At 69.4% G+C, this 16,643-nt stretch carries 14 protein-coding genes; all 14 read right to left on the minus strand.

Annotated elements, in window-relative coordinates; all coding sequences use genetic code 11:
- Positions 1-106: 106 nt before the first annotated feature.
- The 14 genes from IT355_08570 to IT355_08635 all read right to left on the minus strand — a co-directional run bounded on the left by IT355_08570 (position 107) and on the right by IT355_08635 (position 16,568).
- Entirely contained in the window at positions 107-955 is an 849-nt protein-coding gene (locus tag IT355_08570; protein MCC7053310.1) for a hypothetical protein, read from the minus strand.
- A 116-nt stretch (positions 956-1,071) separates the two neighbouring features.
- Positions 1,072-2,616 carry a sigma-54-dependent Fis family transcriptional regulator gene (locus tag IT355_08575; protein ID MCC7053311.1) on the minus strand — a complete coding sequence of 515 codons (1,545 nt, stop codon included), beginning with the start codon at positions 2,614-2,616 and terminating at the stop codon, positions 1,072-1,074.
- Positions 2,617-2,624: 8 nt separating this feature from the next.
- Complete coding sequence (gene gcvT / locus IT355_08580) at positions 2,625-3,737, minus strand: glycine cleavage system aminomethyltransferase GcvT (protein ID MCC7053312.1); 1,113 nt, start codon at positions 3,735-3,737, stop codon at positions 2,625-2,627.
- A 165-nt stretch (positions 3,738-3,902) separates the two neighbouring features.
- On the minus strand, positions 3,903-4,373 hold the full coding sequence (bcp, locus tag IT355_08585; GenBank protein ID MCC7053313.1) for a thioredoxin-dependent thiol peroxidase: 471 nt from the start codon (positions 4,371-4,373) through the stop codon (positions 3,903-3,905).
- 58 nt (positions 4,374-4,431) lie between these two features.
- Entirely contained in the window at positions 4,432-5,376 is a 945-nt protein-coding gene (gene argF / locus IT355_08590) for an ornithine carbamoyltransferase (GenBank protein MCC7053314.1), read from the minus strand.
- Between the two features lie 113 nt (positions 5,377-5,489).
- Positions 5,490-6,959 carry an ATP-dependent protease ATPase subunit HslU gene (gene hslU, locus IT355_08595; protein MCC7053315.1) on the minus strand — a complete coding sequence of 490 codons (1,470 nt, stop codon included), beginning with the start codon at positions 6,957-6,959 and terminating at the stop codon, positions 5,490-5,492.
- Between the two features lie 3 nt (positions 6,960-6,962).
- Entirely contained in the window at positions 6,963-7,502 is a 540-nt protein-coding gene (hslV, locus tag IT355_08600) for an ATP-dependent protease subunit HslV (protein ID MCC7053316.1), read from the minus strand.
- A gap of 208 nt (positions 7,503-7,710) precedes the next feature.
- Positions 7,711-8,706 (minus strand): tyrosine-type recombinase/integrase, encoded by a 996-nt coding sequence (locus tag IT355_08605; GenBank protein MCC7053317.1) that lies wholly within the window; start codon positions 8,704-8,706, stop codon positions 7,711-7,713.
- Entirely contained in the window at positions 8,706-10,046 is a 1,341-nt protein-coding gene (trmFO, locus tag IT355_08610) for a methylenetetrahydrofolate--tRNA-(uracil(54)-C(5))-methyltransferase (FADH(2)-oxidizing) TrmFO (GenBank protein ID MCC7053318.1), read from the minus strand. Before trmFO ends, IT355_08605 begins: the two co-directional genes overlap by 1 nt.
- Positions 10,047-10,048: 2 nt before the next feature.
- Positions 10,049-12,865, minus strand: coding sequence for a type I DNA topoisomerase (gene topA, locus IT355_08615; protein MCC7053319.1), 2,817 nt, complete (start codon positions 12,863-12,865; stop codon positions 10,049-10,051).
- 56 nt (positions 12,866-12,921) lie between these two features.
- Positions 12,922-13,158, minus strand: coding sequence for a DUF494 family protein (locus IT355_08620; GenBank protein MCC7053320.1), 237 nt, complete (start codon positions 13,156-13,158; stop codon positions 12,922-12,924).
- A gap of 158 nt (positions 13,159-13,316) precedes the next feature.
- On the minus strand, positions 13,317-13,889 hold the full coding sequence (locus IT355_08625) for a shikimate kinase (protein MCC7053321.1): 573 nt from the start codon (positions 13,887-13,889) through the stop codon (positions 13,317-13,319).
- A complete protein-coding gene (gene aroC, locus IT355_08630) occupies positions 13,886-15,079 on the minus strand; it encodes a chorismate synthase (GenBank protein ID MCC7053322.1) in 1,194 nt (397 codons plus the stop codon). The genes IT355_08625 and aroC overlap by 4 nt, the downstream gene beginning before the upstream one ends.
- A gap of 1,351 nt (positions 15,080-16,430) precedes the next feature.
- Positions 16,431-16,568 (minus strand): chorismate synthase, encoded by a 138-nt coding sequence (locus IT355_08635; GenBank protein ID MCC7053323.1) that lies wholly within the window; start codon positions 16,566-16,568, stop codon positions 16,431-16,433.
- Between the last annotated feature and the right edge of the window lie 75 nt (positions 16,569-16,643).

The following is a 16,643-nucleotide window of genomic DNA, read 5'->3' on the forward strand; positions in this document are numbered from 1 at the left end:
TTGCACCACACCAACCGTGCCGTGACCGTCAGTCCATCCTTCCCGCCGCCCGCGGTGACCTCGTCACCACCACACGCAACGCCTGCCGGTCACCAGCAACCCTGCCCTACCGGGTCGCCTCCAGCCACCGATTCGTTGCATCCAGCACCGCCAGGGACCCGGCCACCTCTGCACTGTCGCGGATCGCACAACTCCCGCTCAACAGCACCGACTCACGCCCCTGCCGCGCCGACACTCCCACGAACACGAACTCCGTCCCGAACGCGTCCACCCGCTGCGCACCCGCCAGCGAGAAGGCCCCGGAACGCCCTTCCGCAAAGGCGATCGCCAGCACCGTCGCCCGCGCCGCCAGCTCCAGCCGCGCCGCGTCGGTCTCGACCCCCTCCGATTCTCCCTCGAACGACTCCTCACCCCGCCGCAACGTCACGCGACACGCAAGTCCGTTGCGACTGCGCTTCACCTCCACGTCGTCGAACACGTAGCGCCGGGCCCCGGTCGCCTGCTCGAGCCCGCCATCCACCGCACGCAGCACCGCCGGCACCGACCCGGGTGTCGGCACCGCCGTCGACGCCGACAGCGAGGGACCCGGCAACACGCCAACCAACGGCACCGCCGCCGGAGCCGCCGCCGCAGGCCCCGCGATCGCGTCCACCGCCGACGGCGTCAGCCGAATCCGCGGCGCATCCACCGTCGTCGCCACGCTGATCTTGCGATGGTCCACGCGCATCCCCAGATGCGCCAGCAACGCACTCTCGATGTTGCGCACCGTCTGCTTCGGGCCGATCTCCACGGACGTCAACACATGGATCGCATCGACATCGCCCGCAGGCGACGCCTCGATGCGCACACTCACCACACCCGGCAGCGTGCCCAGCAACTCCTCCGCCCGCGCGATGTGAATCGCGGAATGGCGGTCGGGAGTCCCGCCGGCACCAACGGACTGAAAGACAGACACGGTCACGTTCTTTCGCGGGTGGAAGTGCAAAAGACCGAACACCTGCTCCGGCCAGCGCTGATTAAATCAGCCCCATCCGTTTCGAACAAGCAAGCTCGCGCAAACATTAAGAAAAATCAAGAGAGAGCGTCCTCTACTATTGCGCCACCACCCTCGATCTCCCGGATCTTCCGATACAGCGTCCGCTCGCCGATCCCCAGCAGCTCCGCCGCACGACGCCGATTGCCGCGCGTCTCTCGCAACGTCGCCTCGATCACGGCGCGCTCGATCTGCGACATCGTCATGCCAGGAACGACCTCGACCGTATTCGGAAGCCGAGCACTCTTCGGCTCGACCGCACCGCCAGCCACCAGCGCCTCGGTCGGCGACATCATCGGCGCCTGGTCCAGCCGGCGACGCAGGTCCTCCACCTGCACCTTCAACTCGACGAGGTTCCGCAGGATGAACTCGAGCTCGGCAGAACCGAGCATCGGCGAGGCCTCACCCGCCAGCGGACGCGCCGACGACACCATCGGCAGCCGCACCGGCAGCATCCGCGTCAGCCCCTCACGGATCTGCGGCGGGATGTCGTCCACCCCGATCTCGTGCCCCGGCGACAGCACCACCATGCTCTCCACCAGGTTCCGCAGCTCACGCACGTTGCCCGGCCACGAATACCGCGCCAGCATCTCCATCGCATCGGCCGAGATGCCGTGGAACGCCTTGTCGTGGCGCCGCGAGAACTCGGCGATGAAGCGGCGCACCAGCACCGGGATGTCCGACTTCCGCTCACGCAGCGGTGGCAGGTACATGCTCAGCACGTTCAGCCGGTAGTACAGGTCCGACCGGAACCCCCCGTCCTCCACCAGCTCCCGCAACGGACGGTTCGTCGCAGCGATCACGCGCACGTTGACGGGGATGCTCTGCACCCCGCCCACCCGCGTCACCTCACGCTCCTCCAGCACCCGCAGCAGCTTCACCTGGGTCGACGGCGGGATGTCACCGATCTCGTCGAGGAACAGCGTCCCGCCGTCCGCCAGCTCGAAACGCCCCAGCCGACGCTCCGCCGCCCCGGTGAACGCCCCCTTCTCATGGCCGAACAGCTCGCTCTCCAGCAGCGTCTCGGCCAGCGCCCCCACGTTCACGCCGATGAACGGCTTGTTGCGGCGTGGCCCGAGCCGGTGGATCCCGCGTGCCACCAGCTCCTTGCCGGTGCCGCTCTCCCCCTCGATCAGCACCGTGCTGCTCACCGGCGCGATCTGCTCGATCTTCACCAGCACCTCGCGCAACGCCTCGGTGTCGCCGCTCAGCCCCGTCTCCTGGCTCAGCCGGCGCCGCTCGAGCAGCCGCCGCACCACCGGCGCCACGTCGTCGGGCAGCACGGGCTTCACCAGCACGTCGGCGTACCCGATGCCACGCAGGCGCTCGCGCATCCCCGGCTCGTCCACGTCGGCCAGCCCCACCACCGGCACCCCCGCCCACAGCTCCTCACGCACCACCTGCACGTTGCCGGTGTCGAGCAGCGCGCCGGTGATCACGACCACGTCCGGCTCGAACCGCTCCAGCGTGCCACGGATGTCGTCGAGCGGCGAGACCAGCTCGGTGGTGATCCCGGTGGCCTCGAGCAGCGCATTGAGACGGACCGCCGGCTCGACGTCCGTGAGTGTGATGAGCGCCTTCACGTGCCGCCCTACTTCTTGGCCGAGCCGTTGGGCCAGAACGGAAGCGCCGCCACGGTCGCCGGCACCAACGTGCCGCGGATCTCGACCTGGAAGCTGGTGCCGGCCTTCGCCACGTCTGCCGGCAGGTAGCAGGTCCCGATCGGCACGCCCACGCTCGGCCCCACCGTGCCGCTGCAGACCACGCCGCTCTCCTCGCCGTCGATGACCACGCGCATGCCGTGGCGCGGCACGTTCCGCACGGGCAGCGTGAAGCCCACCAGCTTGCGCGGCACACCGGCCATCTTCTGCGCCACCAGCGCCTCGCGTCCCACGAACCGCTCCTTCGCCGTCAGCTTCACCAGCCACGCCAGGTTCGCCTCGTACGGCGTCACCGTGTCGTCGATGTCGTTGCCGTAGAGCGCCATCCCCATCTCCAGGCGCAGCGTGTCGCGCGCGCCCAGGCCGGCCGGCGTCACGTCACCACCCGACATCAGCGCGGCCCACATTGCCGGCGCATGCGCATCGGGGAAGTACAGCTCGAAGCCGTCCTCGCCGGTGTAGCCGGTGCGGCTGATGATCACGTGCTCCACGCCGGCGACGGTGCCGGTGGTGAAGTGGTAGTACCGGATCGCGTCGAGGTCGGCGTCGGTGTGCCGCTGCAGGATCGCCGGCGCATTGGGACCCTGCAGCGCCAGCAGCGCGGTGCGCGCACTGATGTCCTCGAGCGTGGCGTCGAAGGTCAGCAGCCGCGGCTCGATGTGCGCCCAGTCCTTCGCGATGTTCGAGGCGTTCACCACCAGCATGATGTGCGACGCGAACCGGTAGACGAGGCAGTCGTCCTCGATCGTGCCACGCTCGTTGCAGAACGTCGAGTAGTGCGCCTGGCCCACGGCCAGCTTCTCGACGTCGTTCGTGGTGACGTAGTTGACGAAATCCACCGCGCCGGGCCCCCGCACGATGAACTCCCCCATGTGACTCACGTCGAACAGCCCGCACGCCTTCCGCACCGCATGGTGCTCGGCCGTGATCCCGCCCGGGTACTGCACCGGCATCTCGAAGCCGGCGAACGGGACGATCTTCGCGCCAAGCGCGACGTGGGTGTCGTACAGCGCGGTGCGCTGCAGCGTTTCAGGGGCAGACATGGCGTGAAGGCAGGGGTGAGTGCCGAAGTGGCAGCCCGGGAAAGCTACATCCAGGGCTGCCATCCGGCAGTCAGGTTCCTGCGCGTGTGCCGCGCGCGCCCTGGGGACAAAGCGCGAGACGGGTCGGGCGTGCCGTGTCCGGTCGCGCCCCGCCCGACGGTCCTGTCAGCGGGCCTGCAGCGCCGCCACGGCGGCCTCGACCTCGGCGACGTGGCCCGCCACCCTCACCTTCTCGAACACGCGCCGCAGGCGGCCCGTCGCATCGATCACGAACGTGGTGCGCTCCACACCCATGTACGTGCGCCCGTACAGCTGCTTCTCCTTCCAGACACCGTAGCGCTCAGCCACGGCATGGTCCTCATCCGCGAGGAGCGTGAAGGGGAGGTCGTACTTCGCGCGGAACTTCGCGTGGCGCTTCGCCGGGTCGGGGCTGACGCCGAGGATCACGGCGCCGGACTTCCGGAAGCGCGGCATGGCGTCGCGGAAGGAGCAGGCCTGCGTGGTGCAGGTGGTGGTGTCGTCCTTCGGGTAGAAGTACAGCACGACCACCTGGCCGCGCAGCGCCCGCAGCGACAGCGTCTCGCCGGTGTCGGTGGGCAGGGTGAACGCGGGGGCGACGCGGCCGATGGTGGGCATCAGGAGGAGGGTGCGACGTGAGTCGGTGAAGCCGCGCGCGGCGCGGTGCGCCAGCGCCCTACGCCCGCACCTGCCCCGTGTGCAGCGCCTCGCCACCCATCACCACCGCCATGATCGCCTTCTGCACGTGCAGGCGGTTCTCGGCCTCGTCCCAGACGCGGCTCTGCGGGCCGTCGATCACGCCGGCACTCACCTCCTCGCCACGGTGTGCGGGCAGGCAGTGCAGGAAGATCGCGTCCTTCGCCGCCACCGCCATCACCGACTCGTCCACGATCATCCCCGCGAACGCCCTGACCCGCGCCTCGTGCTGCGCCTCCTGGCCCATCGACGCCCAGACGTCGGTGGTGATCACCGTGGCACCGTTCGCCGCCTCGCGCGGATCCCGCACCAGCGCCACCTCGGTCATCTTCTGCGCCCGCGCCAGCAGCACGGGATCGGGATCGTAGCCCTCGGGACAGGCCAGCCGCAGTGCGAACCCGAACGACGCCGCGGCGTCGATCCAGGAGTTCGCCATGTTGTTGCCGTCGCCGATCCACGCCACCACCTGCTTCCGCTCGTCGTTCAGGTGCTGGCGCACCGTCAGCACGTCGGCCAGCACCTGGCAGGGGTGCTGCAGGTCCGTGAGGCCGTTGATCACCGGCACCTGCGCATGCTTGGCGAGGTTCATCACGTCGTCATGCGCGAAGGTGCGGATCATGATCCCGTCCACGTAGCGCGTCAGCACCTGCGCCGTGTCGCTGAGCGGCTCGCCGCGGCCGAGCTGCACGTCGCGGTCGGAGAGGAACAGGGCGTGGCCGCCGAGCTGGAAGGTGCCCACCTCGAACGAGACGCGGGTGCGCGTGGACGACTTCATGAAGAGCATCGCCAGCGTCTTGCCGCGGAGCGGGCGGCGGTCGTACGCGCCGCGGCGCATCCGGTCCGCCAGGCGCAGCAGTGCGTCGAGTTCGTAGCGGTCGAAATCGGGGATCGCGAGGAAGTCGCGGTGTGGACGCTCGACGGACATGGCAGCAGCAGCGGGAGGCGGCGCAGCGGGTTCCCGACCGGGGAACCGGAAAGCAGATGAACCTAGTGGCCGGCGCCCCAGCGTCAACAAAAAACGGGTGTGACGCGCTGCGTTCAGAGGATGTAGCGCCGCAGGTCCTCGTCCTGGCTCACCGCCTCGAGGCGCGTGCGCACCATCGTTGCGTCCACCACGATCCCCTCGCCACCCGCCTCCGGCAGCCCGAACAGGAGGTCCTCGAGCAGCGTGGTCATCACCGTGTGGAGCCGGCGCGCGCCGATGTTCTCCATGCGCGCGTTGCACACCGTCGCGACCCGCGCCAGCTCGGCGATGCCGTCGGGTGCGAAGGCCAGCGTCGCTCCCTCGGCGGCGACCAGCGCCGCGTACTGCCGCGTCAGGGCATGCTCGGGCTCCGTCATGATGCGCACGAAGTCCGACTCGGTGAGCGGCAGCAGCTCCACCCGGATCGGGAAGCGCCCCTGCAACTCCGGGATCAGGTCACTCGGCTTGGCCACGTGAAACGCGCCGGCGGCGATGAAGAGCACATGGTCTGTGCGCACCATGCCGTACTTGGTGCTCACCGTCGATCCTTCCACGATCGGCAGCAGGTCGCGCTGCACCCCCTCGCGCGACACGTCGGGGCCACCCTGCCCGCCGCGCTGGCCGGCGATCTTGTCGATCTCGTCGAGGAAGACGATGCCCGTCTCCTCGGTGCGCTCGATCGCCTCGGCGATGATCTCGTCGCGGTCCAGCATCCGGTCGAACTCCTGCGCCTGCAGCACGCGGCGCGCCTCCGACACCGGCATGCTCCGCTTGCGGGTGCGCTTCGGCAGCACGTCCTTCATCATCTCCTGGAACTGCTCCATGCCCTCGGCCGCGCCGGGTTGCGCCGTCATCCCGAACATCGGCGCGGTGGTGACGGGCACGTCGAGGTCCACCGTGCGCGCCTCGAGCTCGCCGGCGCGCAGCAGCGCCCGCAGCTTCTCACGGGTGCGCTGGTGGCGCTCCTGTTCCACGTCGCTGACCGGGGCGGTGGTGGCGGCCCCCTGCGCGCCGACGAGGAAGATGCTTGGCGGTGCGGCGTCCGCCGCCGGCGTCGCGGTGCCGCCGGCCGCTGGCGTGGGGGCGGGGGCGGGAGCCGGCAGCAACGCATTCAGCAACCGCTCCTCCACGCGCCCCGCCGCATCGGCGGTGATCTCCTGTTCGCGCTCGGAGCGCACGAGGTCCATCGCGTTCTCCACCAGATCGCGCACCATCGACTCCACGTCGCGCCCGACGTAGCCGACCTCGGTGAACTTCGACGCCTCCACCTTCACGAACGGTGCCGACGCGAGGCGCGACACGCGGCGCGCGATTTCCGTCTTGCCGCACCCCGTGGGCCCGATGAGGATGATGTTGTTCGGGCTGATCTCGGGGCGGATCGCGGGGTCGGTGTGCTGGCGGCGCCAGCGGTTGCGGAGCGCGATCGCCACCGCCTTCTTCGCCGCCGACTGCCCGATGATGTAGCGATCCAGCTCGGCGACGATGCGCGTGGGCGTGAGGTCGGCGAGGCGCGCGAGCGCGCGGGCGGTGCGCGGCGACGGCATCGGTCAGGCGGTGGGTTCGAGGATGGTGATGTTGTCGTTGGTGTACACGCAGATCTCCGAGGCGATCCGCATCCCGTGCTCGACGATCTCGCGGGCGCCCATGTCCGTGTGGCGGGCCAGGGCGCGCGCCGCCGAGAGGGCGTACATGCCGCCGGAGCCGATCGCCATGATGCCGTCGTCCGACTCGATCACGTCCCCGTTGCCGCTGATGGTGAAGAGGGACTCGCGGTCGCCGACGATCAGCAGCGCCTCGAGGCGGCGCAGGACGCGGTCACTGCGCCAGTCCTTCGCCAGCTCGACGACGGCCTTGGGCAGGTTCTCGCCGTAGCGCTCCAGCTTCTCCTCGAACTTCTCGAAGAGCGTGAACGCATCGGCGGCGGCGCCAGCGAACCCGGCCACCAGCTTGCCGTTGCCCAGGCGCCGCACCTTCCGCGCGGTGGCCTTGGCGATGGTCTGTCCCATGGAGACCTGGCCGTCGCCGCCGATGGCGACCTGCCCATTGCGGCGGACGGCGAGGATGGTCGTGGCGTGAAAGACCGGCATCTGGTCAGGCATGCCAGAATATCGCCGCCGGCCGTGGCGGGGGACAGTCAGGCGGGCGCGCCGCGGTTCGAGATCCCCGTCCCCTTGAACGCAAGATCCCCGTCCCCTTGAACGCACCCCCGTTCGAGATCCCCGTCCCCTTGAACGCAAGATCTCCGTCCCCTTGAACGCACCCCCGTTCAAGATCCCCGTCCCCTTGACATGATTTTCACGCCCGCGGGTGCGCCTTGGCATACGCCGCCTTCAGCCGCTCCACGCTCGTGTGCGTGTAGATCTGCGTCGTGCTCACGCTCGCGTGCCCCAGCAACTCCTGCACCGCCCGCAGCTCCGCCCCCGCATCCAGCAGGTGCGTCGCGAAGGTGTGCCGCAGCGCGTGCACGCTCGCCCCGTCCGGTGCATCCACCAGCGCCAGCAGCCCGGTCATCGCGAGCTGGATCCCGCGCCGCGACAACCGGCGACCGCGCGGGTTCAGGAACCACGCCGCCCGGTCCGCCTTCGACCCGATCGCGTGGATCAGCTCCTCACGACGCGACTCGTAGTTGATCAGCGCCAGCCGCGCCGGTCCCCCGAACGGGATGATCCGCTCCTTCCGCCCCTTGCCGCGCACCTTCACCCGCAGCGACACGAAGTCGATGTCGCCACGATCCAGCCCATGCATCTCCGACAGGCGCATCCCGGTGGCGTAGAACAACTCCAGCATCGCAAGGTTGCGCACGTCGTTGTACAGCCCGCCCTGCGCCCGCGTGCCCGCGGCGTCGAGCAGCACCTGCATCGTGCCGGTGTCGAGGTGCGCCGGCAGGTGCCGCCCGATCTTGGGCGTCCGCACGCTGCGCGCGGGATTGGCCGTCACGTGCTCGTCGCGGTGCAGGTAACCGTAGAACCCCCGCACCGCCGACAGCGTGCGCGCCACCGACCGGCGCTCCAGTCCCTGCCGCGACAGGAAGCCGAGGAACGCCCGGATGGTGTTGCGGTCGACCGTGCCCCAGTCCCACTGCGCCCCCTGCGCCCGCGCCCCAAGGAACGTCGTGAAGCGTGCGAGGTCGGCGGTGTACGCGGTCACGGTGTGCGGCGAGACCTGCCGCTCCTTCGCGAGGTAGGCGAGCCACTCCGCCACCAGCGGTGGCGTGAACGGCCCGTCGTCGGCGCGCGGCGGTGGCGGCGCGGCCGCGCCCGCCCGACGCACCCCCGCCCGCCGCACCGCCATCAGACCGCCAGCCCCGCCAGCGCGTGCGACGCGATCCACGCCGCCTGGTCGGCCAGCGCCCGGGTCGCCATCGCCTGCTTGCGATCCATCTTGTCGCGCGGTGGGTTCACCAGCGCGTCCACCAGCCCGTAGTTCGCATTCATCGGCTGGAAGTGCCGCGGGTCGGCCTCGCGCAGGTAGCGGTACAGCGCCCCCAGCATCGTGGTCGGCGGCGGGAGCAGCGGCGCGTCGCCGGCCAGGATGCGCGCGAGGTTGATTCCCGCCAGCAGGCCTGTGGCACTGCTCTCGGTGTACCCCTCCACCCCCGTGAGCTGGCCCGCGAACATCACCGTCGGCGCATCCCGCAGCGACAGGTGCGGCGACAGTGACGCCGGCGCGTTGAGATACGTGTTCCGGTGGATGCTGCCATAGCGCAGGAACTCGGCCTCCGCGAGGCCGGGGACCATCCGGAAGACGCGCTGCTGCTCGCTGATGCGCAGCCGCGTCTGGAAGCCCACGAGGTTCCACATGCGGCCGGCCCGGTCCTCCTGGCGCAACTGCAGCACCGCCCACGGCCGCCGCCCGGTGCGCGGGTCCCGCAAGCCGATCGGCTTCATCGGCCCGAAGCGCAGCGTCTCGCGCCCGCGCTTCACCATCTCCTCGGCCGGCATGCACCCCTCGAAGTACGGGACCGCATCGAACTCGTGTGCCGTGAACTGGTCGCCCGCCGCGAGCGCATCGATGAACGCCTCGTACTCCGCCTTGTCGAAGGGCGCGTTCAGGTACGCCCCCTCGTCGGCGGCGTCCGACATCGTCTCCTTGTTCCAGCGGCTGGCCCGGAACAGCAATGCATGGTCGAGCGACTCGTCGCTCACCACCGGTGCGATGGAGTCGTAGAACGCCAGCGACGCCACGCCCAGCCGCGCGCGGATGGCCCCGGCCAGCGCGTCCGACGTCAGCGGGCCGGTGGCGACGATGCCGACCTCCGGCAGGTCGGTCACCTCGCCCGTCACCACGGTGATGTTGGCGTGCGCCCGCACGCGCGCATCGAGGGCGGCGGCAAAGACCTCGCGATCCACCGCCAGCGCCGACCCGCCCGGCACCCGCGCCTGGTCGGCGGCCCACAGCACCACGCTGCCGAGCGCGCGCATCTCCGCCTTCAGCAGGCCATGGGCGTTCGCCGTCTCGGTGCTCTTGAAGGTGTTGCTGCACACCAGCTCACCGAGCCGGTCGGTCTTGTGCGCCGCGGTGCCGCGCGCAGGACGCATCTCGTGCAGCACCACCGCGTGGCCACGCTCCGCGAGCTGGAAGGCCGACTCGCACCCGGCCAGCCCGCCCCCCACGACGTGGATCGCCGCCATGCTCACGCCTTCGCGCGCGCGGTCTTCTTGCGGGCGGGCTTCTTCTTCACGATCGGCCGGCCGGCCTTGGCCTCCAGCAGCTGCACCGCCTGTGCCATGGTCACGGCATCCGGCTTCACGTCGTTCGGCAGCGTCGCGCGGATCGGCTTCTGCTTCCGGTCACTCGTGTTCGGGCCAAGCTGCACGTACGGGCCGTAGCGGCCATCGAACACCAGCACGGCGCGCCCGTCCTCGGGATGTGCGCCGAGCTCACGCAGCGGCGTGACGACGCTGGTGGACTGTCCGCGCCGGCCCTTCGGCTGGTTGAGCAGCTCCACCGCCCGCGCGAGGTCGATCGTGAGCACGTCATCGGCGGCGGGAATGCTGCGGAAGTCGTCCTTGCCCGCCTCCCCGCCCTTCACGTGCACCACGAACGGCCCGAACCGCCCCAGGCTGGCGCGGATCGCGTGGCCCGTCACCGGGTGCGCGCCGAGGGTGCGCGGGAGCGAGACCAGCCCCTTCGCGATCTCGAGCGTGATGTTCTCCGGCGTCACCCCCTTCGGCAGCGAGGTGCGCTTCGGCTTGACCTTGCTCCCCTCGACGACGTCCCCGAGCTGCACGTACGGGCCGTACTCACCACGCATCATGTAGATCGGCACCCCGTCCCCGTCGGTGCCGATCACCGGCGGCCCCTCCTGGCGCGTGCGGAGCAGCTCCTGCACCAGCGCATCGGTCAGGTCGCCCGGCGCCATGTCGTTCGGCAGCGAGGCGCGCAGCGGCGTGCCGTCCTCCATCACCTCCACGTACGGGCCGTAGCGCCCGATGCGGATCTCGGCGTTCACGCCGTCGAGCTGCACGCGGCGTGCGCCACCCGCCTCCTTCTTCAGCGCGGCGGCACTCTGCTCCACCATCGGCTTGAGGCCGGGATGGGTCGTGTCGCCGAAGAAGAACTGCTTCAGGTACGAGAGCTGGTCCTGCTCCCCGCTCGCGATGTCGTCGAGCTGCGACTCCATCTTCGCCGTGAACTGCGTGTCGACGAGCGACGTGATGCGCTCTTCGAGCAGCGCGGTGACGGCGAACGCGGTGAAGGTCGGCACCAGCGCCTTGCCATCCTGGCGCACGTAGCCACGGTGCTGGATGGTGTCCATGATCGACGCGTAGGTGCTGGGGCGCCCGATGCCCAGCTCCTCCAGCGCCTTCACCAGCGAGGCCTCGGTGTAGCGCGCCGGCGGCTGCGTCTCGTGCTTCAGCGCGTCGAGCGACAGGCACGCGGGTGTGTCGCCCGGCTCGAGCGCGGGCAGCACGACTTCCTTGTCATCCAGCGCCGCCTCGGGATCATCCGATCCTTCCACGTAGGCGCGGATGAAGCCCGCGAAGTCGATGCGCTTGCCGCTGGCACGAAACTCGGCGTTGTCGGCGGCGATGGTGACCACCATGCGCGTCTGCTTCGAGTCGGGCATCTGGCTGGCGACGGTGCGCTTCCAGATCAGGTCATAGAGCTTGTACTCGCGGCCCGACAATCCCGTCTCGTCCGGCGACTTGAAGCGTTCGCCCGAGGGACGGATGGCTTCGTGCGCTTCCTGCGCGTTGGCCGACTTGTTGGCGTAGAAGCGCGGCTTCTCCGGCACGTACTCCGGCCCGAACTCGCGGGCGCAGGCGCGCGCCGCGTCGATGGCCTGCGCCGACAGCGAGACGGAATCGGTGCGCATGTAGGTGATGAAGCCGCGCTCGTACAGGTCCTGCGCCACACGCATCGCCTCGCGCGCGCCGAGGCCCAGCTTGCGGTTGGCCTCCTGCTGCAGCGTGGAGGTCGTGAACGGCGGCGAGGGGCGGGTGGTGAACGGCTCCTCGGTGCGATCGGTGACCTTCCACGTCACACCCTTCAGGCGCGCCACCAGCGCGGTGCCCGCGGCCTCGTCCAGCAGCACGAGATCCTTCGCGCTGGCGCCATCGGCACCGGTGAGGCGACCGGTCGTCTTGTCGAAGTCGCGACCGGTCGCAATACGCTTGCCGCCGACCGTGACCAGCTTCGCCTCGAACTGCGCCGACTCGTGCTCGAGCTGCGCCACCAGGTCCCACCAGGTGCCGCTGCGGAAGGCGCGACGCTCGCGCTCACGCACGACGACGAGCTTCACGGCGACGCTCTGCACGCGGCCGGCCGAGAGGCGCGGGGCCACCGTGGTCCAGAGCAGCGGGGAGACGGTGTAGCCCGTGAGGCGGTCGATGATGCGACGTGCCTCCTGCGCCTTGACGAGGTTCTCGTCCACGTCGCGCGTCTCGTCCAGCGCGTGCAGGATGGCACGCTCGGTGATCTCGTGGAACACCATGCGCCGCACCGGCACCTTCGGCTTCAGCTCCTGCAGCAGGTGCCAGGAGATGCTCTCCCCCTCTCGGTCCTCGTCGGTCGCGAGGTAGAGGCGGTCCACGTCCTTGAGCGCGGCGCGGATCTCCGTCAGCACCTTCCGCGAGCCGCCGGGCACGACATAGAGCGGGGCGAAGTCGTTGTCGACGTCCACCCCGATGCGGGCCCAGGCGTCCTTCTTGTACTTCTCCGGGATCTCGCTGGCGTTCTGGGGCAGGTCGCGGACGTGGCCCACCGAGGCCAGGACCTTGTAGCCCGAGGGGAGGAAGCGGCTGATGGTGCGCGCCTTGGTGGGCGACTCCACGATCACCAACGTGCGTCCCGTGCCGGCACCGGCACCGGCCGCCGCGCGTCGCGAGGCGGTCCCGGCCACCGCGGCTGCGGTCCGGGTGGCCGCCGTCCGGGCCGCGGTCGTCTTCGACGCGGTCTTCTTCGCCGCGGACTTCCGGGCGGGGGTCTTCGAGGTCGAACCAGCCATCAGTGTGTACGGAATTGCAGGAAGAAGGCGAGCCGGATGCAGGCTCGCACGAACTGTCAGTGGACGGTCATCGGCTCGGGTCCGGCGCCGTGATCATCCAGTCCAGCGCCCTCGAGCAGCGAGCGCACGTCGTCGAGGGCGATCCGGCCGTCGATGTGTGCCAGCGCCCTGTCGATCACCTGCTCCAGCTCCGCGGGGCTCAGGAACCCGGCTCCGGTCAGGGAGAGGAGGTGGCCCCACGCCTCGGTCGAGAACCGGCCGCGCTCATGCGGGCCCAGTACGCGAACACTCATTGTTCCACCTCCAGGATGCTGCGCCACGCGAGTGTCGGCATCCCCGGCGGGTCAGCCACTGCGGCATACTATAACGTCGTGTGATTGGTACACCGTCGGCACCGGAAGGCTGCGGCGGTCAGGCGCCGGCCACGGACCGCGGGACGGGGAGGCCGAACCTATCGCCCGGTGGCCGGGGTGGCAAGCGCCGCGATCTCCGACACAACTCCTTGCCAATCAAGGACTTCCGTGTCGATGACCGCATCCGCGGTGGCGTAGCGTGCCTCCCGCTGCCGCAGCAGGGCCTCGAGCCGCGCCACGGGATCACCCTCCGCCAGCAGCGGCCGGAGCCCGACGCGGCCCCCCATCCGGCGCACCGCGACCCGCGGGCTGACCTTCAGCCAGATGATCGTGGCCGCCGGCTTGACGAGCGCGACGTTGGCCGGATCGAGCACCCAGCCGCCGCCCGGGGCTACGATGCTGGCGGGCTCGAGTGAGAGCGCGGCCGTCGCCAGTCGTTCCCGTGAGCGGAACGCCGCCTCACCCTCCAGCCGGAAGATCTCCGGCACCGACCGGCCGGCGAGGTGGGCCACCCGCTTGTCGAGGTCGATGAACGGGCGCTGCATGTGGCGGGCGGCGTGGCGGCCGTGGGTGGTCTTCCCCGCCCCGGGCAGGCCCACCAGGACGAGGTGCGCCGGCCGCACCAGGGCGGCGCCAGCGTCCGCCTCCGACTCCGCCTCGCCGCCGGTCACCCCAGGCGCTGCGCCACATGCGCGAGATACGCGTCGTAATTGCGCCGCATCTCCCCCAGCGAGTCGCCGCCGAACTTCTCGAGCATCGCATCGGCCAGCACCAGCGCCAGCATCGCCTCGGCGATCACCCCCATCGCCGGCACCGCCGTCACGTCACTGCGCTCCACCACCGCCGCCGCAACTTCCGATGTCGTGGTGTCGATCGTCTGCAGCGGCGTCATCAGCGTCGCGATCGGCTTCATCGCCACGCGCACCACCACCGGTTCGCCGTTGGTCATGCCGCCATCCAGCCCGCCGGCGCGGTTGCTGGTACGCTGCACGTTGCCGGCGAGGGTGCGACCGGGGGCGATCGCGATCGCGTCGTGCACCGACGCCCCGCTCTGCCGCGCCGACTCGAACCCCATGCCGAGTTCCACGCCCTTGACGGCGGGGATCGAGAGCATGGCCTGGCCCACGCGGCCGTCCAGCTTGCGATCCCAGCTCACGTGTGAGCCCAGCCCCACCGGCAGCCCGCGCGCGACGATCTCGCAGATGCCGCCGAGCGTGTCGCCCTCGGCCTTCGCCTGGTCGATGCGGGCGATGATGCGTGCCTCGGCCTCGGGATCGAGGGTGCGCACCGGGCTGGCGTCGGCAACGGCGTTCAGGTCGTCCGGCAGCGGCATCGGTGCGGCGTCGATGCCGCCGAGGTGCACCAGGTGGCTGCCGACGGTGATGCCGAACGCCTTCAGCAGTGCGCGGGCGATGGCGGCGCCGGCCACGCGGGCGGTGGTCTCGCGGGCCGAGGCGCGTTCGAGGATGTCACGGGCGTCCTCGCGGTCGTACTTCAGCACGCCCGTCAGGTCGGCGTGTCCCGGGCGCGGCCGGGTGACGGCGCGCTTCCGCATGCCGTCGGCATCCTCGTCGCGCGGGGCCGGGTCCATGATCTCGACCCAGTTCTTCCAGTCCCTGTTGCGGATCAGCATCGCGATCGGCGAGCCGAGGGTCTGGCCGGCGCGCACGCCGCTGAGGAACTCCACCTCGTCGCGTTCGATCTGCATGCGCCGCCCACGGCCGTAGCCCTGCTGGCGCCGGAACAGGTCGGCGTTGATGTCCGCGGCCAGGAGCGGGATGCCGGCCGGCATGCCCTCGACGGTGCAGACGAGGGCTGGCCCGTGGGACTCGCCGGCGGTGGTGAGGCGGAGGAGGCGCATTCACGAGAATCTATACACATAACGCCGACGTACGGCCCGCAGCGATGTCGAACCTATCGATCGCCTCTAAGACCCAACTACGCCAGCAGAGTCCGTGACCCCAGCGTCACCTAGCCTCTTGACCAACTCGGGGAGACTCGCCACAAACGTGAATCGATCGGACCGAACGTTCCGATTCCATTTCGCGCGACCTGATGTAGAACACTCTTGCTGGATAAGAGACCGCGTCCTTTTATCACAGAAGAACAAGTCAACATACGGAGCGAACGCTGCGTGCCCCACATCGAGAGGATCACTACTCTGTGAAGGCTTGTTCGAAATCCTCAGAGCTCGCTCATAGCACAGGATCGTCGCACACCCCGGCACTGCGTATGGATCGAACAACGTGAGCGCGCGCACAGCGCTGTCCTTCTTGGCGCTTCGCAGCTCACGAATCGGGTTCACCTCCAACAGGTGCCGCGTGTACATAAATATGCCGTGATGCCGCGGGATGTCGACTGGGGGCGCACCACGCAGTGCAGGTAGAGCCTTTACACCCAGGATTCTGTGCGCCTCTTTCGCGCTCAGATTTCGACGAGACGGTGCTTCTTTCGGGAAGGAAACCTCCCGGCCAGACTCAGCATACATCCGCTCCAAGTCCGCTATCTCCGCTTGCTTCCAATCGGGCGCCAGTGCCTCGTGCTCGTCCTCAAGAGCCATCAGTTCAGCCAATCGTTCGTTCCCAATGTGCGTGCCAATGCGGAGCGCCACAGGGTCGGTTCGACCACCGTCGGACGCATTGGCAGGGAGGTTACGAATCTCAGCTTGGATCTCACGTTGCCGGCGCCACCAGCGATAGTACCGCTGCTCCCCGCGCGCGACATTCCGAATGTCGCCAGTCCGCACTCGAAATCGAAAGAGCTTCTCACGCACGGCTTTCGATCCGTCTGGCCCGTTCGGGCTGGAATCGCCCGTCAGCACATTTCGCAAGTGCTGCTCCCACTCGAACCGCAAGACCCAGAACTCTCGCATTGGCATCCCAACGATGTCTGAGAACTCAGTCCACAGGTCGATTCTACGATCGAAATCAACCGCCTCACCGGCCTGCGAGCGTTCCGCGATATGCAGGCCAGAAAGCGCAAGCGAGCAGTTCGTCGCTCTCCAGCAATCGAAGAATTCGGCGTAAAGATGCGGATCGGCTGTCCGGGCACGTTCAAGCCAAGCAAAGTGCGACGTGTCTAAGTACACAAGCATCAGCTACCCCTCCATAGCGTCCGAGCCAAAGACGCACCGAGAGTGCGCAACCGGCGCTCATAGCACACGCGACTGCTATCAGTCCGATAACGACACAACCTGTAAGGCTACCCTTTCGTCAGAAGTCCGAGCACGCACAGTTAGCGTTGATGTCCGCGGCCAGGAGCGGGATGCCGGCCGGCATGCCCTCGACGGTGCAGACGAGGGCTGGCCCGTGGGACTCGCCGGCGGTGGTGAGGCGGAGGAGGCGGAGCATGGATCCCAAGCTACACGACCAGCGCCAACACACGACGGCCCGTCCGCCGGGAGGCGAACGGGCCGTCGGGGCCTG

This window comes from Gemmatimonadaceae bacterium (assembly GCA_020851035.1).
In the GTDB taxonomy this organism is placed as follows: Bacteria; Gemmatimonadota; Gemmatimonadetes; order Gemmatimonadales; family Gemmatimonadaceae; genus JACMLX01.